Below are 26,734 nucleotides of genomic sequence, written 5' to 3'. Positions count from 1 at the left end.
AGTCAAAACGAAGGAGACAAAGATGCTGGTCGAGAACAAGGTGGTAATCGTCACGGGTGCAGCTTCGCCGCGTGGTATCGGCAAGGCGACGGCCCGGGCTCTGGCGGCGCAGGGTGCCAAAGTCGTGATTGTGGATCTGCAGCGCGATGCCGCGGAGGCCGCGGCTGCCGATCTTGGCGAGGGCCATCTTGGCCTGCGCTGCGATGTCACGGACAAAACGTCATGCGAGGCGGTGGCCCGCGACACGGTGGCGCGCTATGGCCGAATTGACGGTCTTATCAACAATGCTGGCATCACGCAGCCGGTGCGCACGCTCGATATCGGCGCCGCGAACTTCGATGCGGTCATCGATGTGAATCTGCGCGGCACGCTGTATATGTCGCAGGCCGTGCTGCCGCAGATGAAGGAGCAGCAGCGCGGCAGCATTGTCTGCATGTCGTCGGTGTCGGCACAACGTGGCGGCGGTATCTTCGGCGGCCCGCATTACAGCGCAGCCAAGGCTGGAGTGCTCGGACTTGCCAAGGCGATGGCGCGTGAGTTCGGTGGCGACCGCATTCGCGTGAACTCCATCACGCCCGGTCTGATCCAGACCGATATCACTGGCGACAAGCTAACCACGGAGATGCGCGCCGACATCATCAAGGGTATTCCCCTCGGCCGGCTCGGCGATGCCGCCGATGTTGCCAACGCGTGCCTGTTCCTGGTCAGCGATCTGTCCTCCTATCTGACGGGCATCACGCTCGACGTCAACGGCGGCATGCTGATTCACTGAAGTTCCCGCGGCCGGCTGGCCGTGCATACATGTCAACGCACCCAGGACCACCCGGGGCATCGGCAGGAGACAAACATGAAGTCCAAATACGCAACGTCGGCCATCGGGCCGGACGTGGTGATCCCGCGCGCCGACGAGGCGTCGTTCGAGTCCCGCACCTATGGCAAGGTGATTCGGCGGCTGATTCCCTTCCTGATGCTGTGCTACCTCGGCGCTTATCTGGACCGCGTCAATGTCGGCTTTGCCAAACTGCAGATGCTTAACGATCTGCAGTTCAGCGAGACGATCTACGGTCTGGGCGCAGGCGTTTTCTTTCTTGGGTACTTTCTCTTCGAAGTGCCGAGCAACATGATTCTGCACAAGGTCGGCGCGCGTAACTGGCTGGCTCGCATCATGTTGACGTGGGCGGTGATCTCTGCGGGGTTTGCTTTCGTTTCCACACCTACGCAGTTCTATGCATTGCGCTTTCTGCTCGGTGTTGCCGAAGCAGGCTTTGCCCCGGGCGTGATCCTGTATCTGACGTACTGGTTTCCGTCGGAGCGCCGTGCCAAAGCGTTGTCGATGTTCTTCATGGCTATTCCGCTCGCGGGCATCGTCGGTGGGCCGTTGTCTGGCTGGATCATGCACGCGTTCCACGGCGCATACGAGCTTGCCGGATGGAAATGGCTGTTCCTGATCGAAGCACTGCCGTCGCTGGTGTTGGGCATTACGATTCTGTTCTATCTCGACAATGGCATCAAGGATGCGAAGTGGTTGACCGAGCAGGAGAAGTCGTTGCTGTTACGCAATGTCGAGGGCGACAACGCGCAGAAGGTTCAGCACGTTTCGATCCGCGCGTTCATGGCCGACCGCCGGCTCTGGTTGATGGCCGCGATCTACTTCTGCGTTGTGCTGGGCCAGTATGGCCTGACCTTCTGGCTGCCGACCATCATTCGCAAGAGCGGCGTGGCCGATCCGCTCTGGATTGGTGTACTGACCGCGGTGCCGTATCTGTGCGCCATCATCGCGCTGCCCCTGATTGGCCTCTCCGCCGATCGTCGTCGTGAGCGTCGCCTGCACCTTGCGGTGCCGATGCTCGTGGCAGCGGTGGGATTTGCCACCCTGCCGATGCTGGGCAGTGTGACCGCGGCCATCGTGTGCCTGTGTGTGGCCGCGGCGGGAATCATCACTTCATCGTCGCAGTTCTGGGCGCTGCCAACGGCCGTGCTAGGTGGGATGTCGGCTGCGGCGGGTATCGCCGCGGTGAATTGTGTGGCCAACCTCGCGGGTTTTTTCTCGCCGACCATCGTCGGATGGTTGAACGATCTGACGGGCAAGTCCACTGCGGGGCTCATCTTTATCTCGGCCACGGTCGTGCTGGGCGCCTGTCTCGTTTTCCTTGTGCCGGCCCGTGTTGTCAACCGCTAACGCGGCGGCGCAATCTTATTCTCTGGAGTCATCATGAGTCGTACCGATCTTGAAGCGCCCGTGTCGCTGGCCGAACGCGCTTACCGTATCCGCCGTAATGCCCTGTTGATGGGAGAAGTGCAGGGCCAGGGCTACGTTGGCCAGGCGCTCGATATTGCCGACGTGCTGGCAGTGGCCTACTTCGGCGCCATGAAGTACCGTCCGGCCGATCCTGAGTGGGAGGGGCGCGACCGGTTCCTGCTTTCCAACGGCCATTATGCGATCGCGCTCTACGCCGCGCTGCTGGAGGCGGGCATCCTGCCGGCCGAGGAGCTGGAGACCTACGGCAGCGACGATAGCCGACTGCCTATGTCCGGCATGGCGAGCTACACGCCAGGTATGGAGATGTCGGGTGGGTCGCTCGGTCAGGGCCTGACCATCGCCGTGGGTCGCTGCCTCGGGCTGAAACGGAAGCAGTCTGACGCGTTCGTCTACACGCTGTTCTCGGATGGTGAGCTCGATGAGGGCTCCGTCTGGGAGGGCATCTTGTCCGCAAGCCATTGGAAGTTGGACAACCTGATTGCCATGGTCGACGTCAACAATCAGCAGGCCGATGGTCCGTCGACACAGATCCTTGCCTTTGAACCGCTGGTGCCGAAGCTCGAGGCATTTGGCTGGTATGTGCAGCGTGTGGATGGCAACGACATCCAGGCGGTGGCCACGGCGTTCGACAATGCCCGCGCACATACGGCTCCACAGCCGCGCATGATCGTGTGCGATACCCGCATGGGTTGCGGCGTACCGTTCCTCGAAGAACGCGAGAAGAATCACTTCATCCGGGTGGAAGCCCACGAATGGCAATTGGCGCTGCAGGCGCTGGAAGCCGGGAGACAAGCATGAGCAATACCAGCACAGGCAAGACGCGCCTCAAGACGTCAGCGATGATCGCGTCCATCGCCACCGAAGGTCAGGCGACGCGGTCTGCGCCGTTCGGTCACGCGCTCACGGCATTGGCCGCGGAGCGGCCGGACATCATCGGCATGACGGCGGACCTCGGCAAATACACCGACCTGCATCTGTTTGCGAAGGCTTATCCCGAGCGTTATTACCAGATGGGCATGGCCGAGCAGTTGCTGATGGGAGCGGCGGCGGGGTTTGCGCATGAAGGCGCGGTCCCGTTCGTCACGACCTACGCGGTGTTTGCTACGCGGCGTGCATATGATTTCATGCATCAGACGATAGCCGAGGACAACCTCGACGTAAAGATCGTCTGCGCGTTGCCTGGACTGACTACGGGTTACGGTCCCAGCCATCAGGCCGCCGAAGATCTGGCGCTGATGAGGGCGATGCCAAACATGACGGTGATCGACCCGTGCGACGCCATCGACATCGAACAGATGGTGCCGGCGATCGCGGCACATAAGGGCCCGGTCTACGCGCGCTTGCTGCGTGGCAACGTGCCGGTGGTGCTCGATGAGTACGGCTACAAGTTCGAGTTGGGCAAGGCCAAGCTGCTGCGCGATGGCGCGGACGTGCTGATTATCTCGTCCGGCATCATGACCATGCGTGCGCTGGAAGTGGCAACCGCACTCGAGGCGGATCGTGTGGGCGTGGCAGTCCTGCATGTGCCGACGATCAAACCGCTCGATACAGAGACCATCGTGCGCGAAGCCCGAAAGTCGGGCCGCCTGGTCATCGTGGCGGAGAATCACACGACCATCGGCGGCCTCGGCGAAGCGGTGGCAGGCGTGCTGCTGCGCGCGGGCGTCAGCGTCCCATTCCGGCAGGTCGCCTTGCCTGATGCGTTCCTCGACGCCGGCGCATTGCCTACCTTGCATGATCGGTATGGCATTTCCACCTCGGTCATGCGGGACAACATCAAGAGTTGGTTGGCTTGATCTGAAACTTGGTCCTATCTGCTGCCCGCAAGCCATTCACTGTAGGCAAACGCCGTGCGCGCGTCGACGATCAGCCGATCCAGTCGCGCGGCGTCCTCGACGATTGGCGATGCTGCCTGACGTAGCATCGGCTCCCAGCGTTCGGCCACGAGCTTTGCGGTTGCGGACAGCCACGCGCCCGCAGTGTCAGCGTCAACACCGAAGTGCGATGCGGCTTCGATCAAGCGCTTCGTGCTAGTGCGTGTGCCGCCGTCCTTGCCGGTCGCCATGGCCAGTGACGGTCCGTCTTCGAGCGGCTGCGGTGCGATGGTTCCGGCAGGGGTGATGTCGAATGCCGGCGACAGGTGCCATCCCTTCTCGACGGATCCGTCGTGCAGCAGACCATGGTTAAGCGGGTGATCGTCGATGTTGCCGACCAGCGCGTTGAATACCATGCGTTGCCAGAGTTCGCGTAGTTGTTGCCCTAGGTCATCTCGGCCCTTCGCCCAAACGCGTAGGCGATCGCCAAGGGCGAGATAGGAACGCTCAGGGTCACCGCGTACCGCATTGAGCCGTAGCTTGAGCAGTGTATGAGCGCTCGCATAGAGCTTGCGCTGAGGACGATAAGGATCGCCCGCTCGGTCGAAACGCTCCGCGAGCAATACCTGATGCGATCCGAAGGTAATCAACGCCACTGGAGCGACATCGAGACCCGCCGCGCGCGCCAGTTCCATCGTCACGAACTCGCGCGCGGGGAGCGCGGGCCGGTCGCCACGGTCCTGCATTTTCGCGAGCCACAGGCGACCTTCGTGCACCAGTGTAGTCTTGGGACGTTCGCCTCCCGCGCTGGTCGCGAGATCTTCGTTCAGACGTCGCAATGCCCGGCTCGATGGCGCGGCGCTATCGAGTTGCTCGGCGAGCGGCTTCAGTTCCTCAAGGCCTTTCGGTCGCCATGCCAGTTTGCGCTCTATATCGACGCACGCCTCGATCGCGCCGACCCCATCGGGGACGCCACGCTCAAGGAATTCGAGCGCGGTAAGTTCGGTGCCCGCTAGTGCAATCAATCGGTCAGCGCCGTATCCTGCGGGCTTGGCATCGCGGATGACGCCTGGCAAACCGTCTTCTCCGGTGATGGCGATGCCGCGGGCTATACGCGTGGGAAGAAGCTCCACGGGGTCGAGGGGAAGCGCATCATTCCGATCGAGATACTCACGACGGTACAGGAACCGGGACGATGCTTGCCCGACGGTCAGGTCGGCCGCATACACGGGCGCGTCTTGACCGGGCGGCCAAGCCCAGATGGGCACGATCGTCATCGACGGTCCTCCAGCTGTCTGTTTGCGAACGCCACTACTTCGGGGTCGTTCTGTGGTGCGAGCAGGTCTTCTATCTGTCCAAGCAGACGGAGTCCTTGAAGCACCTTGAGCAAGTTGCCGGTCGAGACGCCGTCTCCGCCGTTCTCCAGCGTGCGGAGTGTGGACAGGGAGACGTCGGAGAGACGGGCCAGCTGTTCCTGTGTGATGCCGCGAAGCTTGCGCGCCTTGATCACGCGTTCACCCAAGCGTTCCAGTGCAGTTTGGACCAGAACCGGGGTGTGTTTGGGCGGGCGGCGGAGAGGCGGGCGGGTCATGAAACGAGGCTAAGCAAAAAACGCCATAATGTCAACGATAGTTGGGCATTTTTCGTTGATATTACAGCGTTTTTTGACCGGCCATCGAGTTGCTTAGTCGAACCGATGTGCTGCCAGTTCCAACGTTTCCGCTAACTGGTAGCTGCTGGCCTGGAACCGGACCACGCGGTTCAGTTCCGGGGCGTACCAGGCGGTGGCCTTGTACTGGGATGAGATCGTTGAACCGCCACCGTTATTGAGGCGTTGGATGTATCCGTTGTAGGTGATACGGATCGCACGGTAGCGGCCGCTGGGCGTGGAGACTTCCGATTCGCCGTTGGCGATGCCTTCGATATCGGTCAGCGTGCCATTGCCATTCTGGTGGTACGAGTATTTCCAGCGCTGGCCGATCTTGACGTTCGCCGGGACCCATCCCGACGGGGGCGATGCGGCGTCGAACTGGCCGCCGGCCGGTGTGACGATGCGCTCCAGCGTGCCGTTGGTGCGTTCGATGCGGCCGCCCTGGTTGATGATCACGCGATCGTTTTCGATACGGTCCACGCGGTATGTGACGTCCGATTTCCGGCGCGTGAGGTCGTCGGTCAGTACGTATTGCCAGACTTCGCCGACGCGCGGGGAGGTAGCCTGGGCGTCGGCCTGCGGAGAGACGGACGTTTGCGGCGTCGTCCCAGCTAAGGCGAGTGCGATGGTCCCGTTAGCGGAAGGCTGATAGGTAGTCAGTGCAGCGGCGCCACGGGTGGAGACGTCGCGGACCCATGCTGCGGGGACTGCGCGTTGACGCGGCTGCGTGGTGCCGGCGCTGGTCACGAGGATACCGATCAGCCGGCCGGCGTCGTCGAACAACGCGCCGCCGCTGGCGCCCGCATCCTGCGTGGCGGCCAGTTCGATCGTCGCTAGCTTGTTGTCCGCGCCAGCCTGTAGCCCGGACACCGCCGATTCACGCACCGCGACCGCAGTGCCGGCCACGGACGCCAACACCATCTTCTGACCCAGCGAGGGCGCGGTGTTGGCCGCGGGCAAGGTCACGCCAGCACCGGGCAGGTTCGGCACCTTGAGCAGGCACAGGTTGCGCTCGACATCGGGCGCGGCGAGGGTGGCCTCGTAGGACACGTTCTCGCGCACCACGGCGATCGCACGCGCACCGGCCAATACATTGCAGGTGGTGACCACCTGATTCTGTCCGATCACCACGGCGGAGGCATTGGCGAGGACCGCACCCTGCGGACCGACCGTGCGCACCGCGTACACGTTGGACGTGATTTGCTCGAGCCCGATTGCGCTGGCGTGCGTAGTGATGGTCGCGAGTACGCCGAGCAGCAGCGCGCGCCGCGGCGTGCGGAGGATTTGAGAACCAATAAAGATCATGGCGAGGCTTCGGGATCGGCGCGTGTCAGCGCGTCGGCAGCAGGTAACGGAGGTCGTTGATCGACACCGGCGTCTGGCCAGAGGCAGCCGTCGGGGCGGCGGCGTTCGCGGCTGGCGCGGCAGCAGGTGCTGCCGCAACCTGTGTGGTGGGCGCGACAGTGGGGCCGACCTTTGCCGCCGCTACAGTGGTGGCGGATCCTGCCGGCGGCGCGGATGCAAGGGCGGTTGAGCCCCCATCCGGCGACGTATCGTTGCCCTTGATGGCGATGCTCTCCCCCATCAGGATGCGGATGACTTCCGGATACTCGTACGCGGCGCCCGAACCGGTATCCACGGCCACGCCGATCAGTCCGCCGAACAGCGCATTGCCGAAGACCATGCCCTTCGTCGAAGAGATGACCGTCGCCACGCCGTCAGGCATACCCTCCTTGGTGCAATTGACGCTGAGGTCGCCGTAGGCTCGATTGATGGTGATCGTGCCGGGCGTGGTCACGTGGTACGTGCCCTTGCTGTTGACCATCTCGCAGCTAGCGCCCGGAACGGGCGTACTGCTCTGATGGGTCTCGACCGATACGACTTGGGAGGTGCCGCTGACGATGGACGCGCAGCCGCCTGCCAGGCTTGCGCTGGCAATGACCAGAATGACCGATAACCGCATGGTGCCCCGGAATTTTGTTTTGAGTATTGTGTAATTCGGCTCGCCCGCTCGTTGGCGGGTCGGCGGTAATGTATCAAGCGCCGAAGCGGGGTAGACCCCCTACCAAGGTGGGGTAGCGGCAGCGGGCAGTCGAATGGGTTTGAAAGCAGTCTCCGATTACTGAGCGCATTTGCATCGTCGGAATCCTTCGTGGACCCGTGGCAACGCGCTGCCTAGACTGGCCGCTTCCATGACTTTGTCCTGCCACCATGAAACGACGCCAGATTCTTGCCTCGGTTGCCATCGCGTTTGCCGCGCTTGCCACCACTACTGCCGCCTACGCCCAGCGTGCCGATCGGCCGCTCAAGGTTGGGGTGCGCGGTGGCGTGGATGAGGAGATCTGGGAGGTGGTCACGCGCGTCGCCGCGAAGCAGGGGCTGAAGGTGGAGACAGTGATCATCACCGGCACCGCCAGCCCGAACGAGGCGCTGAACAATGGTGACCTCGATGCCAACGCGTTCCAGCATATCCCGTTCCTGCGCGACCAGATCAAGCAGCGTGGCTATAAGATCGTCGACGTCGGCCACACACTGATCTCGCCGATCGCGTTCTATTCGAAGAAGTACAAGTCGCTGGAGACGTTGCCTGCCGGTGCGCGCATTGGCTTGCCAAACGATCCGAGCAACCAGACGCGCGCGCTCGTGATCCTGCGCGATCGCGGGTTGATCAAGCTGCGTGATGGGTTTGATCCGTTCACCGGCACCGCCGGCCTGTCCGATATCACGGCCAATCCGAAGAAGTTCGAGTTCGTCGAGAGCGCCTCGGTGGTGCTGCCGCGCGCGCTGCCGGACCTCGACGCGGCGGCGATCATCAATACGTTCGCCTATCAGGCCGGATTGATCGCCACGCGCGATGGCATCGCGGTGGAGAAGAAAGAGAACAACCCGTACGTCAATCTGATTGCCGTGCGCGAGAAGGACAAGGGCGCACCGTGGGTGGCCCCGCTGCTCAAGGCTTATCAGTCGGACGAAGTGCGCCGGTTCATTCTGACAAAGTACCAGGGCTCGGTGATCCCGGCGTTCTGAGCGGCCATGTCCAAAGCTCCCCATATCGTTTTCGAGACGATCGGCAAGACTTACGCGGGCGCTCCGGCGCCGGCACTGGACGAAATCTCGTTCAGCGTCGCGCGCGGCGAGATGTTCGGCATCATCGGCCGCAGCGGCGCGGGCAAGTCGACGCTGCTGCGGACCATCAATATGCTCGAGCGGCCCGACACCGGGCGCATCACGATCGAGGGGCGCGATATCGGCGCGCTTGACGAGAACGGGCTGGTGGCGCTGCGTCGGCGCGTCGGCATGATCTTCCAGCATTTCAACCTGCTGTCCGCCAAGACCGTGTTCGAGAACGTGGCGTTGCCATTGCGCGTCGCTGGCGTGCCTGCGCAGGACATCGCGCCGCGCGTCAACGAGGTGTTGGCACTGGTCGGGCTCGAGGGCAAGGCGAAGGTGTATCCGGCCAAGCTGTCTGGCGGACAGAAGCAACGCGTGGGCATTGCGCGCGCGCTCGTGCACCATCCCGAGATTCTGCTGTGCGATGAGGCCACGTCCGCGCTCGACCCCGAGACGACCGAGCAGATCCTCGCGCTGCTGCGTGATATTCATCGCAAGATCGGCCTGACCGTGGTGCTGATCACGCACGACATGGCGGTGATTCGCGAGGCGTGCGATCGCGTGCTGGTGCTCGATCACGGGCGCATTGTGGAAGAGGGCACGGTGTGGGATGTGTTCACCGAACCGCGTGCGGAAGCCACCATTGCATTGCTGCGGCCGTTGCGGCCCTCGGTGCCCCGATCCGGACCGCCAAGGCCCACGCAATCTGCTCCCCATTCGTCCGCCACGCTACAACCGGAGACCCCTCGTCATGTGGCTGCCAGTCTTTGATAAATACGTAAAGGCCTTCGGCGAAACGCTGCTGATGACCACCGCTGCCTGCGCGGTGGTGTTTATCGCGGGCATGACGCTCGCGCTCGTGCTGACCGTCACCGCACCACGAGGCCTGACGCCGCGCCCGCGCCTGCATCGCGTGCTGTCGGTGCTTGTGAATATGTTCCGCGCGATCCCGTTCATCATCCTGCTGGTCGCGATGCTGCCGGTGACGCGCATGATCGTCGGCACGACCATGGGCACGTGGGCGGCCGTAGTCCCGCTCAGTGCGCATCTGATTCCGTTCTTTGCGCGCGTGTCACAAGTGGCGCTCAGCGAGATCGACCCCGGTCTTGTGGAAGCCGCGCGCGCGATGGGATGCCGTCGCTGGCACATCGTGCGGCATGTACTGCTGCCGGAAGCGCTGCCCGCATTGATCGGCGGTGCCACGATCACGGTGATTGCCATGATCGGGTCGTCGGCAATGGCCGGCGCCGTCGGCGCGGGCGGGCTCGGCGATCTGGCGATTCGATATGGCTACGAGCGCTACGAGACCGCAGTGATGTTCAACGTGATCATCATCCTGGTGGCGCTGGTCACGCTCGTGCAGTTCAGCGGCGAACGCCTGTCACGACATTTCGACCGCCGTCGCTGATCGATGGACGAGGGCTGCTGCCCTCGTCAGGTCTTTCCTCAGCTCGCCGCGCCGTGCGCCGCGAGCACCGGATCACCTTCCACCGCCACCGAAGACTGCCCGTCTGGACCCACCGGTACATCGCCCACCAACGTCACGCGATAGAGCTGGCGATCGAAGTCGAGATCGAAGATGTCAGTCGGCGCCAGATGCGCGGTGGAGCGGTTGTCCCAGAACGCGACGCTGCCCGGCTCCCACTTGAAACGCACCGTGAACTCGGGTCGAAGGGCGTGTTCCCACAGCAATTCGAGAATCTGCTGGCTTTCGCGTGGCGTCAGATCCTTCACCGACTTCAGGAACGACGGGCTCACATAGAGCGCGCGCTCGCCAGTTTCGGGATGCACGCGCACCAGCGGATGCTCGCTGACCAGCGATGCACGATTGACCAGCGAATCGAACTCGCGCGTGGCATTCGCTCCGGCCGGCGCGGTAAAGCGGTGAATGCCGCGCAGTCCGTCCACGAACCCGCGCAATGGAGCCGATAACGCCTGATAGGCGGCCACGAGGTTGGTCCACTGCGTGTCGCCACCATACGGCGGAATCGTGACGCCGCGCAGGATCGACGCCGCGGGCGGATTGACCGCGGCGGTGACGTCGGTATGCCAACCCGTCCATGGCCGCACGTTGGTCTGGCCCTGGAACCGATTGGCTTTGCGATGTTTGCCGATCGAGTAGACCTCGGGATGGCCTTCGACGTGACCGAACACCGGATGCCCAACCGTCAGTTCGCCAAACTGGCGCGCAAAGGCCACCTGCGTCTCGTGCGTCAGCGCCTGATCGCGAAAGAACACCACTTTCCAGCGCAGCAGCGCGCGACGAATCGCGGCCACCTGAGCGGCGGGCAGCGGTTGGGTGAGATCGGCGCCGTGGATCTCGGCGCCGATGTGCGCGGACAGCGGCGCAATGCGCAGGCCGGCCTGGCTGGCGGCCAACGCCCCTTCATGAGCGGCGTCGGGCGATTCAAACTCGGCAAGTTGGGTCTGTGTCATGTGTGCACCTTGTGTGGGTAGGGTGTGTTCGGCGTCAGATCGAAATGGCAGGCCACGCGATGCGTGCCGGCCAGGCCGCGGAGAACGGGCTTCTCCTCACGGCAGCGCGCCGTCACATGCTGACAACGCGCCTGATAACGGCAGCCCGCGGGTAACGCCACGGGCGAAGGGATCTCGGTGGGTGCCGCCAGCGCTCCCGTGGCGGCCGCGTCCACGCGCGTCTCGCTCGCGGCAATCAGCGTGCGGGTATACGGATGCGCCGGATGACGCAGCACCGCGTCACGCGGGCCGATCTCCATAAACTCGCCCAGATACAGCACGCCGATCTGGTCGCTCATATACGCCACTACGGCGAGGTCATGCGAGATCAGCACGTAGGTCAGTGCCTGCGCGCGCTGGATCTCCTTGAGCAGGTTGAGAATCTGCGCCTGGATGGAGACGTCGAGCGCGGAGACCGGCTCGTCGAGCACGAGCGCACGCGGCGAGAGCCCCAACGCGCGGGCGATGGCCACGCGCTGGCGCTGGCCGCCACTGAGTTGATTGGGATAGCGCACAGCGAGATCGGGCATCAATCCGACCGATTCGAGCAACGACGTCACGCGTGCCTGCAGGGCCTTACCCTGAAGCAGTCCATGGACCCGCATCGGCTCGGCCACGATCTCGCCGATGCGCATCATTGGGTTCAGCGAGGCGTAGGGGTCTTGCAGCACCGGCTGTATTAGGCGGTGAAACGCCTTGCGCGCGCGTGTATTGCGCAGCGACAGCGGCTGCCCATCGATATGCAGCGTTCCGGCCGTGGCCGGCTCGGCCGCGAGCAGCAGTCGCGCGAGCGTGCTTTTGCCCGACCCCGATTCGCCGACGAGGCCAAACGTGTTGCCGGCGGGGATATCGAAGCCGACGCCGCTGACCGCGTGCAGCGTGCGGCTGGCGCCAAAGAGCCCACTACGTACACGGTAGGTCTTGTGCAGATCCTGCGCGGAAAGAAATGCCGGGGTCGTGCTCATGCCACCTTCCTGTCCTGGACGACCACAGGCTCGCTGCGGATCGATTGCTGTACACGTTGCACGGTGTGCCAGCAGGCGACGCGGCGCTGGCCGTCGTCCCATTCGAACCAGTTCGGATATTGGGCGTGGCACCGCTCGTCCGCCTCTCCGCAGCGCGCCGCAAAGCGGCAACCGTCGGGCCATGCACGTGCGAGCGGCGGCGTGCCGGGGATCGTACGCAGCGGCGTGTCGCGATCTTCCAGCGATGGAATCGCGCGCAACAGGCCCTCGGTATAGGGATGCACAGGCTGTGCAAAGACCTCGTTGATCGGTCCCTGTTCGACGATGCGTCCCGCGTACATGATGGCCACGTCGTCGCAGAACTGCGAGGCCAGTTGCAGATCGTGCGTCACGAAGACGATCGTCAGCTGACGCGAGGTCTGTAGCGACTTGAGCAGCCCGAGGATCTGCATCTGCACGGTTACATCGAGCGCGGTGGTCGGTTCGTCGCAGATCAGCAGATCGGGCGCGCACGCAAGGTTGATCGCGATGCAGACCCGCTGGCGCATGCCACCGCTGAACTGAAACGGATAGCTGTCAAGCCGCTCGGCCGCTGCGGGAATGCGCACCGCTTCCAGCGCCTCGATGCTCAAACGGCGCAGGGTGGCGCGATCGGTAATGCCATGGTGCCAGCGGAATACCTCGGCAATCTGATCGCCAATCGTCAGCAGCGGATTGAGCGCCGTCATCGCATCCTGTAGCACCATGCCGATGCGCTTGCCGCGCAATGCGCGCAACTGGCGCGGGCGCATACGGACAAGATCGGCACCATCGAACAGCACCTCGCCTTCGACGATACGCCCGTTCGGCGGCAGCAGACCCAGCATCGACGCGCACGTCATGCTCTTGCCGGAGCCCGATTCGCCGACCAGCGCGAGGATCTTGCCGCGCCGGACCTTGAGGTTGACGTGATCGACCGCGGTCACGGTGTCACCGCGCGTGACAAGCTGCGTGGTGAGGTTGCGGGTTTCAAGGAGGATGTCGTTCATGGGGTAGTCCTCCTCACCATGTTTCGGGAATCACTGGATTGAGCTTCTCCCGCAGGACGTCGCCAAGCTGATTAGCGGCCAGCACCGTGATGATCAGCACGAGGCCGGGCAGTACGCAGATCCACCATGCGTTGCTCAGATGGCTGCGGCCCTCGGCGATCATCGATCCCCACGAAGCCAGCGGCGGCTGCACGCCGAGGCCAAGAAAGCTCAGCGTAGCCTCCAGCACGATCACGCTGCCAAGATCCAGCGTGGCCAGCACGATCAGCGTGCCGAACAGATTGGGCACGATATGGCGGCGCAGGATCCAGCCGGTGCCAGCGCCGGCAAGGCGCGCGAGCAGCACGAATTCGCGGGTTTTAAGCGACAGCACCTCGCCACGCGTCACGCGCGCGAAACGGGCCCAGTTGGCAAGCGTAAGCACGATCACCAGGTTGGTCATATCGACGCCGATCACGCCTGCAAGCACCAGCGCGAGAATTACCGCGGGAAACGCCAGCTGCATATCGGTCAGCCGCATGATCACCGCATCGGCCGCACCGCCCAGATAGCCGGCCACCACACCGAGCGTGGTGCCGATCACGCCAGCGAGGCTGACCACGATCAGCGCCACGGAGAGCGAGACGCTGGCGCCTGCCATGACGCGGGACAGGATGTCGCGCCCAAGCGGGTCGGTGCCCATCCAGTGCGTGGCGGAGGGCGGCTGGAACGTATCGGCGAGCGAGATCGCCACCGGGTCGAAGGGCGTGAGCACCGGCGCCAGCACCGCGCATACGCACACAGTAAGCAGGGCGATGATGGCGAGCCATTTCTGCGCACGCGCGGCAATGCGGCGCGTGCGGCGCGGTGCCGATGGCACGGTAATGGGCTCGGCCGGCAGCTCGCGGATCAGCGGAAAGACGTCAGGCATAGCGAATGCGGGGGTCGATAACGGCGTACAGCAGATCCACCGTCAGGTTGACGAGCGCGAACACCACCGCGGCAATCGTCACGGCGGCCTGCACGATCGTGTAGTCGAGGTTGTTGATCGAATCGAGGATCAATTGCCCTACGCCGGGCCAGGCGAACACCACTTCGACCGAGACCGCGCCGCCAAGCAACACGCCGAACTGCAAGGAGACGAACGTGATCACCGGCAGAATCGCGTTACGTAGCGCATGCCGAAATACGATCACAGTCTCCGGTACGCCCTTGATGCGCGCGAACTTGATGTACTCCGAATGCAGTACCGTGGTCATGCTGGACAGCGTCAGTCGCGCCACACCGGCGGCCGCATACCAGCCGAGTGCGCACATCGGCAGCACCAGATGCGACACGGTGCCGTAGCCGCCCGTGGGAAACCAGCGGAACTCGAGCGAGAACAGCTTTACGAAGATCAGGCTGAAGAAGAACGGCGGCGCGGCTTGCCCGAGCACGCCGAAGACCTTGGCGAACTGATCGACGACACCATGCGGCCACAGCGCCGACGCGATGCCCAATGGCAACCCAATCAGCACCGCGACGGCGAGCGCGGCGACGGCAAGGATCAGCGTAGGCAGCAAGGCCTCCGCCACCACGCCGAGCGCGGGCCTGGCAAAGCGATATGACGTACCAAAGTCGCCGTGCGCGAGGTCACCGAGGAAGCTCGCGAACTGCACCGGCAGTGGGCGATCGAGCCCCATCTGCTGGCGCAGCACGACGCGGTCTGCCTCGGTGGCTTCGGGCGGCAGCATCAGATGGGTCGGATCGCCAATCGCGCGCACGATCGTGAAGATCAGCGCGATGACGAGCAGCACCGTCAGCGCCGATTGCGCCAGTCGCCGGAGCAGGTAGTTGAGCATATCGGTACCCGAGACCTGATTACTTCCACGCGGCTTCGCGGAAGTTCAGGCTCCAGCCGGCCACCTGCGGCTTCCAGTCGAGCTGCGGATCCTTGACGTAAATGACCTTCGGCTCGGCCAGCAGCACGGCTTGGCCGTCGTCGCGCGTCACCTGCAGGATCTGGCGGAAGATCGCATCGCGCTTGCTCTTCTCGGGCTCGCCATCGACCTGCGTCACCAGCTTCTCGACCTCGGCGTTCGAGTAATCGGACCATGTGCCGTCCTTGGTCGCGGCACCGCCGATCACGTGAATCGGATCGTAGATCGCATTGCCGAAGCCCATGACGACCAGCGGACCGCTCTGGTGTGTGTTGTTGAGGCGGTTGTAGGCAACCGAGTCGATGACCTTGATCTGCGTGCGAATGCCAACCTGACCCCAGTACGCAGCCAGCGTCTCGCAGATGACGCGCGGCTGGTTGCTCGGGCAGGTGAGGATGGTGTCGAAGCCCTTGGCATAGCCAGCCTCGCCAAGCAGTTGCCTGGCCTTGCTGATGTCGAACGCGAACGGCTTCAGCGTCGGGTTGCTACCGTACGGATAGCTCGACGGGATCAGCGAGTTCAGCTCGGCGGCCTGACCGCGCAGCACGCTCGTGATCAGCGCCTTCTTGTCGACCGCGTAGTTCATCGCCAGCCGCACGTCGCGTTTGGCGAGCGGGGAGGCCGGATCATTCGAATAGATGCGGATATGCAGCGGGCTGCCGCCATCGACGACTTCGGCGGCGAGCCCCTTGTTGGCCTGCAGGCGTTCGAGGTCGGTCGGCAAGACTTCGGTCGCCAGGTCGATTTCACCCGCCAGCAGCGCGCTGGCGCGGCTGCTTGCCTCTGGTACCACCTTGTATACGAGGCGCGAGACCGCGGGCTTGGTGCCCCAGAAGCCATCGAAGCGCTCGAACACCAGCTCGCGACCAACCTGATTGCGCACGATCTTCCACGGACCCGTGCCGATCGGCGCCTGCGCAAATGCTTCAGCATTGGGCAGCGACTGCGCGTACTTGTGCGGCACGATATAGAGATAGCCGGCCAGCTTGTTCAGGAACGCACCGTCCTTTTTCTTGAGGCGGAATACGACGGTTTGCGGATCCTTGACGGTCGTCGACTCGATGATCGGCGCGAAGAACGGACGGCGCGTGCTCTTGGACTCGGGCTGCAGCACGCGGTCCATCGAGAACTTGACGTCATCGGCCGTGAACGCATCGCCATTGTGGAACTTGACGCCCTTGCGCAGCTTGAAGGTCCAGACCAGGCCGTCGCCGCTGATGTCGTAACCGGTAGCGAGGCGAGGCTCGAGGTTGCCTTGACGATCGAAACCGTAGAGCGCGTCGAATGCATTCCACGCGTACTTGGCGGACTCGACACTGGGCGGGATCAGCGGATCGAGGTTGGCCGGCAGCGCGGTGATCGCCACTACGACGGTCTGTTTGTCGACGGCGGGCTTGCCGTCGATGGCGCTGGCGGGGAGCGCCACGGCGAACAATGCGGCGAACGATGCGGCGGCGATGCTGGTCAGAACGAAAGACTTCATTGTCGGTGTTTCCATCAAGCTGTGATCGGATCGGGGAGGAGAGTGACGTGGGTATGGCGCGACATCGCATGGCGCGCCGCAACGCGGCCACCGACGATGCATTCGGCGAGATTGCCGCCGGCCATATAGAGATGTCCGAACGCGCTGCCCAACTCGCCTGCGGCGTAAAGGCCGTCGATCGGTTGGCCTGCCACATCAAGGACGCGTTGGTGTACGTCGTGGACCGGGCCACCTTGGGTATTGATGACCAGCGGCCATACCTGCGCCAGATAGAACGGCCCACGCGCGATAGGCTGCATGGTCGAGGCGGGACGGCCGAACGCGTCGTCGCGGCGCGCCACGCAGGCGTCGTTCCATGCGTGTAGCGTTGCTGCAAGCACGTGCTCGGGGATGTCGGTCTGCACGGCCAGCTCGCGCAATGAGTCAGCCCGTCGAAAGATGCCCAACGCCAGCTCCTGCTGGTTGTCATTGCTCCAGACGAACGCCTGCGCGGCAGCCGGGGCGTCAGGCGTGACGTGGGCGATAAAGCGGCCAAGCTTGTACATGCTGAAACCGTCGGCATCGAGCAGCATCCACGCCGGCAAGCGCGTGTTGCGGCCGTGATTGCCATCGACATGCGAGAAGTGCCGCACGCCGGTATCACCGGGGTAGGGCTCGTACTCGTTGGCAAAGCGCCGGCCGAGCTGGTCGACGAGTATCCATGGCATCACCGGCAGATCGTCCGCATGATGGCCGGGCGTCCACATCGGAAAGCTCTTCGGATAGAGGCCGAACGGAAACGCCGGATCCGGATGCCGAAAGCCATACGGGCCGTGGAAGTGCCACATGTGCCAGAGATCGGCGCCCAGCGCCTGTGCCATGCGGATGCCATCGCCGGTATTGCCGAGGAAGCTGCCGTTGAGCACCACGGCGGGCTCGAACCATGCGCGCTGCATGCGCAGATCGGCTTCAAAGCCGCCGCACGCGAGGATCACGCCTTGTGTGGCACGCACGCTCAGCGGGCCATGGCCGTCTGCCAGTTCGGCGCCTTGCACCGGACCGTCGCCATCTCGCAGTAACCGCGTTGCGCGCGTCGCGGTGCGTACCGTGATCGCCCGCCGCTCGACATGCGCCTGCAATAGCCCGAAGAAGCGCGTGCCGGGTGCCGAGTTGGCGCGCACGTGCTCAGGAATCCGGTCGCGGAACGAGAGGCCCGCAGGCAGGGCCTGCACCTCGGCATAGCCGAGCGCGTCGAAACCGGGAAACGGATAGTTGCCAGCGGCCTCACGCACGACGAAGTCCGCGCCAATGTCGTCGGCCAGCGCGCGCAACCACGCGGGGAAGTCGTGCATCCCTTGCGCGAGCACACGCAACACATCATCGGGCGTACGGTCGGCGCAGGTATGGCGCAGGTAGGACAGTGCCGCGTCGACATCGAACGCCATGCGCGCGCCGCCCGCGGAGACCACGGACAGGCCACCGGGCCACGGCATCTTCTCGACCAGCAGCACACGCGCGCCGGCATCGGCGGCCTCGATCGCGGCGGCGGCACCGGCCGCGCCGTAACCGATCACCAGCACATCGCACGTGAGCGTTCGCATGGTCATCGCTGTCGCGTCGAATCGAACGACTGGCCGAGCGCGGCGGCGCCAATGGTCTGATGCGTGCGATCGTGCCCGACATGGAGCACGTGGGTATGGAGGTCGCGAATCAAGCGGCCCAGCGGATGATCGTCGAACAGCGCGGTGGAGCCCGTCAGGCGTCCCATCGTCTCGGCCGCCAGCATCGCGGCCTGTGCGCAGGTCGACTTGGCCGCCATCGAGGTGAGCTCGGCGCGCGGTACGTCACCGGTGCGCCAGCTTGCGATCGCATGGTCGAGCGAGGCGGCGGCCGCTTGCAGCGCGACCTGTACCTCGCCGACGTGCGCCTGTACGAATGGATCCGCCACGCGCTCGGGAACGCCGCGCAGCCATTGCGTGGCCCAGCTGGCGATGCCTTCGCCCATGCCGAGATAGTTCGCTGCAAAGCCAAGGTGGAAGCGGCCCTGCCAGCGACCGCGTTGATAATCGCCTGGGCCACCCAGCACATGGGAGGCGGGAATGCGGACGTCGTCGAGGCGTACCTGCGGACTCTCCGCCACGCGCATGCCAGTGGGCCGATACCAACCGCCAATCTGTGTGACACCGGCCATCGTCGGCTCGACCAGCACCATCTGCTGATTGTTGGCGAGGCCTTCCTTGCCCGGCAGCGAGGCGAACGCCAGTCCGTAGCCATGCTCGATGCCGTTGGTCGCGTACTGCTTGACGCCGCTGACACGGAACCCGTCGCCGTCGGGCAGGGCAGTGGTCTGATAGCGGGGGGACCCGGGCGCGAGGCCTGGCTCGCTGCCGAGGAACGCGAACAGCGACAAGCTCTGCCGTTGCGGCGCGAGGAATCGTTCGTGCTGCGCGGGCGTGCCGGTCTCCAGCACCGTCCATAACGCATGGTTGTGAACCTGCAGGCAATGCGCGGTACCGGGCGACACGCGCGCGATGGTACGAATCGCCTGCAGATAGGTACCCGGATCGTCGGTGCCGAGCCGGCTGTCGATACCGCCGAGCGCCGCCGGCAATGTCAGCCGAAGCCAGCCGCCCGCGTGCAGCTCGCGCAGATTGTCGAGCGGCAGCGCGGCATCGTCGTGCGCCTGCGCTTCACGCGCGGCAAAGCGTGTCTCCACGAGGTGACGCAGTGCGGCGAGCCTGGTGGCGACAGCGAGACGGGTGGATGGGGCTTCAGGAAGGGGAATACGAGGGGGTCCGTTCATCGAACGCATTTTGCGAACGCGCACCTTACGGAACAAAGACTCATTTCGTATAAGGATCGCGGATGCAAACCGGTAACGACATGCGGAAATCGCGTTTAGTGACGCCGCTTGAAGTGTTTACGCTAGGAGGCTTCCTCGGCATTCACTCCTCCAGCCATGACTCAACGCAGTGGACAAATCAGCCTCGGCGCGTTTCTGTACCCAGCCGGTCATCACATTGCCGCGTGGCGGCATCCCGAGGCGCAGGCCGATGGCGGTATCGACTTCCGCTTCTATGCGGACCTCGCGCGCGCGGCCGAAGCGGCCAAGTTCGATCTGATCTTTCTGGCGGACGGTGCGGGTACGCGCGGCGACAACGTCGATGTGCTGAGCCGCGTTGCGCATAGCTATCAGGCGCAGCTGGAACCGCTGACACTACTGTCGGCGCTATCAGCGGTGACAGAGCGCATCGGCCTGGTGGCCACCGCCTCGACGTCGTTCAACGAGCCGTATCACGTGGCGCGCAAGTTTGCCTCGCTCGACCATCTGTCCGGTGGCCGTGCGGGATGGAACGTGGTTACCACCGGCAACGAGCATGAAGCGCGCAACTTCAATCTCGACAAGCACTATGCGCATGCGGACCGTTATGCGCGTGCGAAGGAGTTTGTCGAGGTGGTAACCGGACTGTGGAATAGCTGGGAGGATGATGCTTTCGTGCGCGACAAGGAGCGCGGCATCTTCTACGACCGCGACAAGCGGCACGTGCTGAATCATCGCGGCGAGCACTTCAAGGTGCAGGGGCCGCTGAGCGTCTCACGCACGCCGCAGGGACATCCGGTGGTCGTGCAGGCAGGCTCCTCGGAGGCCGGCAAGGAGCTGGCCGCGCGCAGTGGCGAGGTGGTATTCACCGCGCAGCAGACGCTGGAAGAAGCGGTGGCGTTCTATGCCGACCTCAAGGGCCGGCTCGCGCGCTATGGCCGCACGCATGACGATCTGCGCGTGATGCCGGGCGTGTTCCCCGTGGTCGGCGCCAGCGAGGCCGAAGCGCGCGAGAAGTTCGAACAGCTGCAGGCGCTGATCGATCCTGTGGTGGGGCTGTCGCTGCTGTCGACGATTGCCGGCGGTGTCGATCTATCCGCGTATCCGCTCGATGGACCGATCCCGGACCTGCCTGAAACCAATGGCACCAAGAGCCGGCAGCAACTCGTCATCGACCTCGCGCGCCGCGAGAACCTGACTATTCGGCAGCTCTATCAGCGCGTGGCGGGTGCGCGCGGACACTGGCAGATCGTCGGCACCGCCGAGCAGATTGCCGACGAACTGGAAGAGCGCTTCCGCCATTACGGTGCCGATGGCTACAACATCATGGCGCCGTTCCTGCCGGGCGGACTGCATGACTTTATCGCGCACGTGATTCCGGAACTGCGGCGGCGCGGGCTGTACCGCACCGAGTACACCGGTACGACGCTGCGCGATCACCTTGGCCTCAAGCGGCCCGCTCATCCGGCGGCGGCCACCGCCCAATCCACGCAGGCCGCGCCCGTCGCGCAGCCGGCCTGAACCATTCGTTCTCATCGTGCCTAAAGAAATCCGCATCAACGCCTTCGTCACGTTCGCACCGAGCCATCTGTCGCCCGGCCTGTGGAAGCATCCGCGCGACAAGTCGCTGCAGTACAACACGCTGCCTTACTGGACCGAACTCGCGCAGATTGCCGAGCGGGGTCTCTACGACGCGCTGTTCTGGGCCGATGGGCTCAGCACGTACAGCGTCTACGGCAACTCGCACGCGCCGGCGATTCGCGGTGCGTTGCAGTTCCCGCGCCTCGATCCGTTGCTGCTGGTTTCCGCGATGGCGCAGGTAACGACCCACCTCGGCTTTGCGGTGACCAGCAGCACGACCTACGAGCCGCCGTACCAGTTCGCGCGCCGCATGTCGACGCTCGACCATCTGAGCGGCGGCCGCGTGGGCTGGAATATCGTGACGAGCTTCGGCAGCACCGGTACCAAGGCCGTGGGGCTGGGCGATGCGCGCGGACACGACGAGCGTTATGAAGTGGCCGACGAGTACATGGAACTGCTCTACAAGCTGTGGGAAGGCAGTTGGGAGGACGATGCCGCGGTGCGCGATCGGGAGGGGCAGGTCTTCGCGGACCCGGACAAGGTGCATGACGTGCATCACGACGGCAAGTACTTCCAGATGGAAGGCGTGCACTACAGCGAGCCCTCGCCGCAGCGCACGCCGCTGCTGTATCAGGCGGGTGCTTCGGCGCGCGGCAAGGACTTTGCGGCAAAGCATGCCGAGTGCGTATTCATCAGCGCGCCAAGCCGCAAGGTGATTCGCGATACCGTGGATGACACGCGTCGGCGCGTGGCCGAGCAGGGGCGCGATCCCGCCTCGGTGCTGTTCTTTATGCTGCTGACGGTGATCGTTGGGCGTACCGAGGAGGAAGCGCGCGCGAAGCTGACCGATATCGAGCAGCACGTGAGCCTGGAAGGGGCGCTGGCGCTGTTCTCGCGCTGGACCGGGGTGGATCTGGCAGGACGGGACATCGATGCGCCGTTCACGTACGAACACAGCGAGTCCATGCAATCGACGATCGAAGGCTTTACGGTGGGCGATCCCGACCGGGTCTGGACCATCGGCGAGTTGGCGCGGCATAACGCGATCGGTGGCAAGGGTCCGGTCATCGTCGGTTCGCCGGAACAGGTGGCGGACGCCATGCAGGCGTGGATCGAGGACACCGGCATCGACGGCTTCAATCTGAGCTACACGATCATGCCGGACTCGCATCGCGATTTCGTGGACCTTGTGGTGCCCGAGTTGCAGCGTCGCGGCGTCTACAAGACCGCGTATCGTCCCGGCACGCTGCGCGAGAAGCTGTATGGCACGGGCCATGCGCTACTCGGCGATGATCATGTCGCAGCCAGCTATCGCGTCAGGGAGGCCGCAATTGTCTGAACAGGCGCGTATGAGCACGCAACCGGAGGGCAACAGCGTTCCGCGCATCACCATCGTCGGCGGCGGCTTTGCCGGTGTTGCCGTCGCGCTGCGTCTGCTGCGGCAAGCGCCTGCGCCGCTGCATATTGACCTGATCGAGCCAGCCGCGACGCCAGGGCTGGGCGTGGCGTACTCGACCGCGCTGCCGCACCACCTGATCAATGGCATCAGCAAGATGATCAGCTTGTTCGACGACGAGCCCGCGCATTTCACGGACTGGCTCGCGGGTCAGGTGCAAGCTGGCGCGTGGGCGCCGCCCGAGGGCGTGGCGCTCGGCGACAGCCTGCCGCCGCGGCAGCTGTATGGTGCGTATCTGCAGGAAACGTGGACCACGCAGATCGCGAAGTTGCCTGAGGGTTTCACGCTCGACCACGTGCGCGCGCGTGCGACCGGGCTGCAACGTACCGGCGAGGGCTATGTGGTGACGCTCGGTAACGGCCAGCGTCTGCATGCCGACAAGGTCGTGCTTGCGACCGGGCTGATGCAGCGGCGCACCGCCGATCTGCCGTTCGAGATCGGCGATGACGTGCTGGCTTCGCGCCGCTATGTGCACGATCAATGGGCGCCGGGCGCGCTCGATGGTATTGCCGACGACCAGCGCATCGTCTATCTCGGTTCGGGCCTCAGTGCGCTCGATGGGTTGATCTCCGCCGAGCACGCAGGCTTTTGCGGCGAACATGTGGCCATCTCGCGTAGGGGGCTTGCCGTTAACGAGCGCCGCGCGCTGCCGCCGTGGCCAGATTTCCTCAATATTCCCGAGCAGGGCCTGACCTTGCGCGAGCTTGTGCGTCAGGTGCATCCGCAACTGCGCGCGCTGGCCGCGCAGGGCGAGGACTGGCAACGTATCGTGCCAACGCTGCGCTTGCAGGTCGACGTGCTGTGGGCGCGCGCGAGCGTACAGGAACGCCGTCGTTTCGTGCGCACGCTGCGATCGGTGTGGGACGTCTCGCTGCATCGCTCCGCGCCGACGGCGTTGGCCTGGCAGACGCGCGTCAAGGCGGATGGACGCTATCGGCACGAAGCAGGCCAGTTGCTGGCCGTCGAGGCACTTGCCAATGGACGCCTGAAGGTGCGGTGGCGCGAGCGCGGCGGCGCCACAGTACACACGCTCGAAGCGGATCGCGTGGTCAACTGCCTCGGCTTCGAGTACGACTGGCGCCGCAGTGACGATCCGCTCAGTCGCGACGTACTGGCGCGTGGACTGGTGCTGCCGGACCCGCTCGGCTTCGGCCTGCAGGCCACGCGCGACGAATGCGCGTTGCTCGATGCCAATGGCCGTGCGCAGCCGGGCCTGCATGCGGTGGGCCATCCACTGCGTGGCGTGTTCTGGGAATCAAACGCCGTCACGGAGCATATCCCGCAGGTGGGCAAGGTTACGCGTGCCTTGGTCGCGCAGCTCGAGCAGGCCTTGCAGGACGAGCGCGCGGTGGCATGAGGTGAGATGCGCCGGGCACATGCGCGCACGGAACGCGTAATCACATGCGTTCCCGCGCCGCAAGTGCAGGGGGCGCTAGCGATTGCATATGGTTATCGGCAATCGTTCGTTCCCGAGTCCATGCCATGGACCGTATTCTGCAACTTCCGTATCACGGCCTTCGGCCGCCCCCCAGTCTCCATGGCAATCTATCTCGACGATCGACAACGCGAAGAGCTCGCGCGCGCCGCGCGGCACTGGCTCTGGCGCACAGAGATACCGACGTGGTTGCTGGTGGTGGCCGTATATGGATCGTGGTTTGGCGTGGCCGCAAATGCTTCGCGCCTGGGCCTGCCGGTGACCTGCGTACTGTTGACGCTGGCCACCACCTGGTATCTGTCGCTGCAGCACGAGCTGATGCATGGCCATCCCACGCGTGTGCAATGGTTCAATGCGCTGCTAGGTTCCGCGCCATTAGGCGTATGGCTGCCTTATGGGCTCTATCGACGCGCGCATCTGCAGCACCACGATGCCGAGCTCACCCATCCGCACGCCGACCCCGAGAGCTATTTTCTGTTTCCGCGCGAGTGGCAGGAGGCGGGCGCCGTGCGGCGCTGGCTGTATGCCACGCGCAATACGTTGCTGGGCCGCGTGCTGCTGCAGCCGGCGTTCTCGATCTATGCGATCGCGGCTGAAGCGCTTGGCAGGGTATGGGCAGGGGACTGGCGCGATGTGCCGATGTGGCTCGCGCATCTGAGCGCGCTGGCGGTGCTGCTGGCCTGGCTGCAACTGTCGTGCGGCATCCCCGCATGGCTGATGGTGTGCGGCGTGGCCTATCCGGCGATGTCGGTGGCGGCGGTGCGCTCGTTTCAGGAGCATCGGCCGAGCGATTCGCATGCGGCCCGCAGCATTATCAACGACGCCGGCCTCGGCTGGCGGCTGCTGTTCCTCAACAACAACTATCACCTCGTGCACCACGATCTTCCGTCGGTGCCCTGGTTCGCGCTCGGCCGCGTCTATCGCCGGCGCGCGGATGACTATCTCGCGCGCAACGATGGCTTCTTCGTGCGGGGCTATCGCGAATGGTTGCGGCACTATGCGTGGCGCGCGGTGGCGCCCGTCGCGCATCCGCTGTTCCAGGGGCCGACCGATCGGCCGCTGCACTGACTGAATTCTTCATGGCAAAACTCGAGCGCTGGGTAGCAGCGCTACCCATGTACAACGTCTCGGCGTCATTGCGCGCCGACTGGCTCGATCTGATCGATCGCGTCGGCGAGGCACTGGCGCGCGATGGCGCACCGGTCTCGTTACGCGCAGTGGATCCCGGTGAGGGTGCCGATGCGCTGCACGCGTTCTGGCATCGCGACGATCTGTTGCTATCGCAGACCTGCGGGCTGCCGCTGGTCCGTGGTCTGGCACCCCATGTGCGCCTGATTGGCACGCCACGCTTCGACGTGCCCGGTTGCCACCGGCAACGGTATCGCAGCGCGCTGGTGGTGCGGGCTGGTGGGCCCAAGTCGCTGGCCGATTGCCGCGGCGCACGCGCGGCCTGCAACGGACCGGACTCGCACAGCGGCATGAATGCGCTGCGCCATGCGGTGGCACCGCTGGTCGAGGACACAGATGGCGGTCGTTTTTTTAGCGAGATCGTGCTGACCGGTTCGCATCTCGCCTCGTTGGCCGCCTTGGGCAACGACGACGCTGACGTTGCCGCGATCGATTGTGTGACGTTGGCCTTTGCCGCCGAGCATCATCCAGAGCTGGTCGCCGGCGTACGCCAGATCGGCTTTACGCGTCCCGTGCCCGGCCTGCCGTTTATCGCGTCGCGACGTGCGAGCGTGGCACTGGTCCGCCGCGTGCGCGCCGCGCTGCGCAGCGTGCTGCACGACAGCCCCGACCTCAGCGCGCGACTGCACCTCGGCGACGTCGTACGTTCGACGGTGGCGGACTATCTCCCCATTGCTTCGATGGAACGGGAAGCGCAGCTGCGCGGCTACGCGCAGCTGGCTTGATCACGTTGATTAGCGCTGATATGCCGGCGGATTGAAGCCAGCAAAGCGTTGCTGCGTGACGGCCTTGAACTCGGACGAGCGATAGGCGTCGCGAATATCGGCGACGAACGGCCGGTTCACGTCCGTGGTGCGGACCGCCACCAGGTTCATGTAGTAGTCGGGAATCGCTTCGAGCTTCAGCGCTGAGGTCAGCGACAGACCCGAAGCCAGCGCAAAGTTACCGTTGACGAACGCAAAGTCGACATCGTCGAGCGAACGCGGCAGCTGCGCGGCTTCCAACTGGACTAGCTTGAGCTTGTGCGGGTTGCCGTCGATATCGCGTTCCGACGCGCGCACCGCATCGGTACCGGGCTTGAGCGTGACCCAGCCGACCTGCTGCAGGATCGCGATCGCACGGGCGAGGTTGGTCGGATCGTTCGGCAGCGAAACCGTGGCGCCGGGCTTCACGTCCTGCAGCGACTTGTGCTTGCGGCTGTAGATGCCGATCGGCGCGGTCGGCACCTTGACCACCTCGGACAGCTGCAGCTTGCGGTCCGCCGAGAACTTCTTCAGATATACCTCGTGCTGGAACGCGTTGGCGTCGATGGCACCATCGGCAAGCGCGAGATTCGGCTGTACGTAGTCGCTGAACTCGATGATCGTCACCTTGTAGCCGCGCTGCTCCAGAATCGGCTTGATGCCCAGACGCACCTGATCGGCGTACGGGCCCGCGGTCGCGCCAAAGCGAATCTCCTTCTTGTCCGCGTCGGCCGCGCCGGCCACCTGCATCACGCTGCCGGCAATCAGCGCCGTGAGCAGCGCCAAGGTACGGCGACGGTAGATGGATGCTGCTGTCATGTTCACTCCCCTGTATTTCTGGTTGGT

25 protein-coding genes are annotated in these 26,734 nt (G+C 64.4%); 12 read left to right on the top strand and 13 right to left on the bottom strand.

Features of this window, described 5'->3' with window-relative positions; all coding sequences use genetic code 11:
• The first annotated feature begins 22 nt into the window (after window positions 1-22).
• From LDO41_RS05525 to LDO41_RS05510, 4 genes are all read left to right on the top strand, one after another.
• Window positions 23-772: an SDR family NAD(P)-dependent oxidoreductase gene (locus LDO41_RS05525; protein ID WP_223982988.1), complete on the top strand. Its 750-nt coding sequence runs from the start codon at window positions 23-25 to the stop codon at window positions 770-772.
• A 75-nt stretch (window positions 773-847) separates the two neighbouring features.
• Complete coding sequence (locus LDO41_RS05520; RefSeq protein WP_223982985.1) at window positions 848-2,179, top strand: MFS transporter; 1,332 nt, start codon at window positions 848-850, stop codon at window positions 2,177-2,179.
• A 33-nt stretch (window positions 2,180-2,212) separates the two neighbouring features.
• A complete protein-coding gene (locus tag LDO41_RS05515; protein ID WP_223982982.1) occupies window positions 2,213-3,058 on the top strand; it encodes a transketolase in 846 nt (281 codons plus the stop codon).
• Window positions 3,055-4,056: a transketolase family protein gene (locus LDO41_RS05510; protein WP_223982979.1), complete on the top strand. Its 1,002-nt coding sequence runs from the start codon at window positions 3,055-3,057 to the stop codon at window positions 4,054-4,056. The genes LDO41_RS05515 and LDO41_RS05510 overlap by 4 nt, the downstream gene beginning before the upstream one ends.
• Before the next feature lie 14 nt (window positions 4,057-4,070).
• Here LDO41_RS05510 and LDO41_RS05505 read toward each other — a convergent pair whose 3' ends face one another.
• From LDO41_RS05505 to LDO41_RS05490, 4 genes are all read right to left on the bottom strand, one after another.
• Window positions 4,071-5,351, bottom strand: a complete 1,281-nt coding sequence (locus tag LDO41_RS05505) for a type II toxin-antitoxin system HipA family toxin (protein ID WP_223982976.1) — start codon at window positions 5,349-5,351, stop codon at window positions 4,071-4,073.
• Window positions 5,348-5,665 carry a helix-turn-helix domain-containing protein gene (locus LDO41_RS05500; protein ID WP_223982974.1) on the bottom strand — a complete coding sequence of 106 codons (318 nt, stop codon included), beginning with the start codon at window positions 5,663-5,665 and terminating at the stop codon, window positions 5,348-5,350. Before LDO41_RS05500 ends, LDO41_RS05505 begins: the two co-directional genes overlap by 4 nt.
• Before the next feature lie 93 nt (window positions 5,666-5,758).
• Window positions 5,759-7,030, bottom strand: a complete 1,272-nt coding sequence (locus LDO41_RS05495; RefSeq protein ID WP_223982972.1) for a S1 family peptidase — start codon at window positions 7,028-7,030, stop codon at window positions 5,759-5,761.
• A 25-nt stretch (window positions 7,031-7,055) separates the two neighbouring features.
• On the bottom strand, window positions 7,056-7,688 hold the full coding sequence (locus LDO41_RS05490) for a hypothetical protein (protein ID WP_223982970.1): 633 nt from the start codon (window positions 7,686-7,688) through the stop codon (window positions 7,056-7,058).
• 248 nt (window positions 7,689-7,936) lie between these two features.
• Here LDO41_RS05490 and LDO41_RS05485 point away from each other — a divergent pair, with 248 nt between their 5' ends.
• Genes LDO41_RS05485 through LDO41_RS05475 form a run of 3 tightly spaced genes read left to right on the top strand, consistent with a single transcriptional unit; the run spans window position 7,937 to window position 10,244 of the window.
• On the top strand, window positions 7,937-8,752 hold the full coding sequence (locus tag LDO41_RS05485; protein WP_223982968.1) for a MetQ/NlpA family ABC transporter substrate-binding protein: 816 nt from the start codon (window positions 7,937-7,939) through the stop codon (window positions 8,750-8,752).
• Between the two features lie 6 nt (window positions 8,753-8,758).
• A complete protein-coding gene (locus LDO41_RS05480; RefSeq protein ID WP_377741355.1) occupies window positions 8,759-9,607 on the top strand; it encodes a methionine ABC transporter ATP-binding protein in 849 nt (282 codons plus the stop codon).
• On the top strand, window positions 9,588-10,244 hold the full coding sequence (locus LDO41_RS05475; RefSeq protein WP_223982966.1) for a methionine ABC transporter permease: 657 nt from the start codon (window positions 9,588-9,590) through the stop codon (window positions 10,242-10,244). Before LDO41_RS05480 ends, LDO41_RS05475 begins: the two co-directional genes overlap by 20 nt.
• A 38-nt stretch (window positions 10,245-10,282) precedes the next feature.
• On the opposite strand, the gene LDO41_RS05470 is transcribed toward LDO41_RS05475, so the two are convergent.
• Genes LDO41_RS05470 through LDO41_RS05435 form a run of 8 tightly spaced genes read right to left on the bottom strand, consistent with a single transcriptional unit; the run spans window position 10,283 to window position 19,467 of the window.
• Window positions 10,283-11,272 (bottom strand): TauD/TfdA dioxygenase family protein, encoded by a 990-nt coding sequence (locus LDO41_RS05470; RefSeq protein WP_223982964.1) that lies wholly within the window; start codon window positions 11,270-11,272, stop codon window positions 10,283-10,285.
• The gene (locus tag LDO41_RS05465) at window positions 11,269-12,276 is read right to left on the bottom strand and encodes an ABC transporter ATP-binding protein (RefSeq protein ID WP_223982962.1); all 1,008 of its coding nucleotides are present in this window, start codon (window positions 12,274-12,276) and stop codon (window positions 11,269-11,271) included. The genes LDO41_RS05470 and LDO41_RS05465 overlap by 4 nt, the downstream gene beginning before the upstream one ends.
• Window positions 12,273-13,304: an ABC transporter ATP-binding protein gene (locus tag LDO41_RS05460; RefSeq protein WP_223982959.1), complete on the bottom strand. Its 1,032-nt coding sequence runs from the start codon at window positions 13,302-13,304 to the stop codon at window positions 12,273-12,275. The genes LDO41_RS05465 and LDO41_RS05460 overlap by 4 nt, the downstream gene beginning before the upstream one ends.
• A gap of 13 nt (window positions 13,305-13,317) precedes the next feature.
• Complete coding sequence (locus tag LDO41_RS05455; RefSeq protein ID WP_223982956.1) at window positions 13,318-14,214, bottom strand: ABC transporter permease; 897 nt, start codon at window positions 14,212-14,214, stop codon at window positions 13,318-13,320.
• Window positions 14,207-15,124, bottom strand: a complete 918-nt coding sequence (locus LDO41_RS05450) for an ABC transporter permease (protein ID WP_223982953.1) — start codon at window positions 15,122-15,124, stop codon at window positions 14,207-14,209. Before LDO41_RS05450 ends, LDO41_RS05455 begins: the two co-directional genes overlap by 8 nt.
• Window positions 15,125-15,143: 19 nt before the next feature.
• Window positions 15,144-16,685: an ABC transporter substrate-binding protein gene (locus tag LDO41_RS05445; protein WP_223982951.1), complete on the bottom strand. Its 1,542-nt coding sequence runs from the start codon at window positions 16,683-16,685 to the stop codon at window positions 15,144-15,146.
• Between the two features lie 14 nt (window positions 16,686-16,699).
• Complete coding sequence (locus LDO41_RS05440; protein ID WP_223982949.1) at window positions 16,700-18,271, bottom strand: FAD-dependent oxidoreductase; 1,572 nt, start codon at window positions 18,269-18,271, stop codon at window positions 16,700-16,702.
• The gene (locus LDO41_RS05435; RefSeq protein ID WP_223982947.1) at window positions 18,268-19,467 is read right to left on the bottom strand and encodes an acyl-CoA dehydrogenase family protein; all 1,200 of its coding nucleotides are present in this window, start codon (window positions 19,465-19,467) and stop codon (window positions 18,268-18,270) included. Before LDO41_RS05435 ends, LDO41_RS05440 begins: the two co-directional genes overlap by 4 nt.
• Window positions 19,468-19,623: 156 nt before the next feature.
• On the opposite strand from LDO41_RS05435, the gene LDO41_RS05430 reads away from it, so the two are divergent.
• The 5 genes from LDO41_RS05430 (at window position 19,624) to LDO41_RS05410 (ending at window position 25,870) form a co-directional block, all read left to right on the top strand.
• Entirely contained in the window at window positions 19,624-21,006 is a 1,383-nt protein-coding gene (locus tag LDO41_RS05430) for an LLM class flavin-dependent oxidoreductase (RefSeq protein ID WP_223982945.1), read from the top strand.
• Window positions 21,007-21,022: 16 nt separating this feature from the next.
• The gene (locus LDO41_RS05425; RefSeq protein WP_223982943.1) at window positions 21,023-22,405 is read left to right on the top strand and encodes an LLM class flavin-dependent oxidoreductase; all 1,383 of its coding nucleotides are present in this window, start codon (window positions 21,023-21,025) and stop codon (window positions 22,403-22,405) included.
• Window positions 22,406-22,415: 10 nt separating this feature from the next.
• A complete protein-coding gene (locus LDO41_RS05420) occupies window positions 22,416-23,879 on the top strand; it encodes an FAD/NAD(P)-binding protein (protein ID WP_223982941.1) in 1,464 nt (487 codons plus the stop codon).
• Window positions 23,880-24,059: 180 nt separating this feature from the next.
• The gene (locus LDO41_RS05415; RefSeq protein WP_223982938.1) at window positions 24,060-25,025 is read left to right on the top strand and encodes a fatty acid desaturase; all 966 of its coding nucleotides are present in this window, start codon (window positions 24,060-24,062) and stop codon (window positions 25,023-25,025) included.
• Window positions 25,026-25,036: 11 nt separating this feature from the next.
• Window positions 25,037-25,870 (top strand): phosphate/phosphite/phosphonate ABC transporter substrate-binding protein, encoded by an 834-nt coding sequence (locus LDO41_RS05410; RefSeq protein ID WP_223982935.1) that lies wholly within the window; start codon window positions 25,037-25,039, stop codon window positions 25,868-25,870.
• Window positions 25,871-25,879: 9 nt separating this feature from the next.
• On the opposite strand, the gene LDO41_RS05405 is transcribed toward LDO41_RS05410, so the two are convergent.
• Entirely contained in the window at window positions 25,880-26,638 is a 759-nt protein-coding gene (locus LDO41_RS05405) for a MetQ/NlpA family ABC transporter substrate-binding protein (RefSeq protein WP_377741454.1), read from the bottom strand.
• Between the last annotated feature and the right edge of the window lie 96 nt (window positions 26,639-26,734).

The organism is Cupriavidus pampae (assembly GCF_914271485.1).
GTDB lineage: Bacteria > Pseudomonadota > Gammaproteobacteria > Burkholderiales > Burkholderiaceae > Cupriavidus > Cupriavidus pampae.
The sequence above is the reverse complement of the archived record's forward strand: the minus strand, read 5'-3'. Positions and strand labels throughout refer to the sequence as shown.

Bases quoted from the DNA above. Each gene is read 5' to 3' on its own strand.
- LDO41_RS05525 (WP_223982988.1), top strand. From the start codon at position 23: ATGCTGGTCGAGAACAAGGTGGTAATCGTCACGGGTGCAGCTTCGCCG.
- LDO41_RS05520 (WP_223982985.1), top strand. From the start codon at position 848: ATGAAGTCCAAATACGCAACGTCGGCCATCGGGCCGGACGTGGTGATC.
- LDO41_RS05515 (WP_223982982.1), top strand. From the start codon at position 2,213: ATGAGTCGTACCGATCTTGAAGCGCCCGTGTCGCTGGCCGAACGCGCT.
- LDO41_RS05510 (WP_223982979.1), top strand. From the start codon at position 3,055: ATGAGCAATACCAGCACAGGCAAGACGCGCCTCAAGACGTCAGCGATG.
- LDO41_RS05505 (WP_223982976.1), bottom strand. From the start codon at position 5,351: ATGACGATCGTGCCCATCTGGGCTTGGCCGCCCGGTCAAGACGCGCCC.
- LDO41_RS05500 (WP_223982974.1), bottom strand. From the start codon at position 5,665: ATGACCCGCCCGCCTCTCCGCCGCCCGCCCAAACACACCCCGGTTCTG.
- LDO41_RS05495 (WP_223982972.1), bottom strand. From the start codon at position 7,030: ATGATCTTTATTGGTTCTCAAATCCTCCGCACGCCGCGGCGCGCGCTG.
- LDO41_RS05490 (WP_223982970.1), bottom strand. From the start codon at position 7,688: ATGCGGTTATCGGTCATTCTGGTCATTGCCAGCGCAAGCCTGGCAGGC.
- LDO41_RS05485 (WP_223982968.1), top strand. From the start codon at position 7,937: ATGAAACGACGCCAGATTCTTGCCTCGGTTGCCATCGCGTTTGCCGCG.
- LDO41_RS05480 (WP_377741355.1), top strand. From the start codon at position 8,759: ATGTCCAAAGCTCCCCATATCGTTTTCGAGACGATCGGCAAGACTTAC.
- LDO41_RS05475 (WP_223982966.1), top strand. From the start codon at position 9,588: ATGTGGCTGCCAGTCTTTGATAAATACGTAAAGGCCTTCGGCGAAACG.
- LDO41_RS05470 (WP_223982964.1), bottom strand. From the start codon at position 11,272: ATGACACAGACCCAACTTGCCGAGTTTGAATCGCCCGACGCCGCTCAT.
- LDO41_RS05465 (WP_223982962.1), bottom strand. From the start codon at position 12,276: ATGAGCACGACCCCGGCATTTCTTTCCGCGCAGGATCTGCACAAGACC.
- LDO41_RS05460 (WP_223982959.1), bottom strand. From the start codon at position 13,304: ATGAACGACATCCTCCTTGAAACCCGCAACCTCACCACGCAGCTTGTC.
- LDO41_RS05455 (WP_223982956.1), bottom strand. From the start codon at position 14,214: ATGCCTGACGTCTTTCCGCTGATCCGCGAGCTGCCGGCCGAGCCCATT.
- LDO41_RS05450 (WP_223982953.1), bottom strand. From the start codon at position 15,124: ATGCTCAACTACCTGCTCCGGCGACTGGCGCAATCGGCGCTGACGGTG.
- LDO41_RS05445 (WP_223982951.1), bottom strand. From the start codon at position 16,685: ATGAAGTCTTTCGTTCTGACCAGCATCGCCGCCGCATCGTTCGCCGCA.
- LDO41_RS05440 (WP_223982949.1), bottom strand. From the start codon at position 18,271: ATGACCATGCGAACGCTCACGTGCGATGTGCTGGTGATCGGTTACGGC.
- LDO41_RS05435 (WP_223982947.1), bottom strand. From the start codon at position 19,467: ATGAACGGACCCCCTCGTATTCCCCTTCCTGAAGCCCCATCCACCCGT.
- LDO41_RS05430 (WP_223982945.1), top strand. From the start codon at position 19,624: ATGACTCAACGCAGTGGACAAATCAGCCTCGGCGCGTTTCTGTACCCA.
- LDO41_RS05420 (WP_223982941.1), top strand. From the start codon at position 22,416: ATGAGCACGCAACCGGAGGGCAACAGCGTTCCGCGCATCACCATCGTC.
- LDO41_RS05415 (WP_223982938.1), top strand. From the start codon at position 24,060: ATGGCAATCTATCTCGACGATCGACAACGCGAAGAGCTCGCGCGCGCC.
- LDO41_RS05410 (WP_223982935.1), top strand. From the start codon at position 25,037: ATGGCAAAACTCGAGCGCTGGGTAGCAGCGCTACCCATGTACAACGTC.
- LDO41_RS05405 (WP_377741454.1), bottom strand. From the start codon at position 26,638: ATGCAGGTGGCCGGCGCGGCCGACGCGGACAAGAAGGAGATTCGCTTT.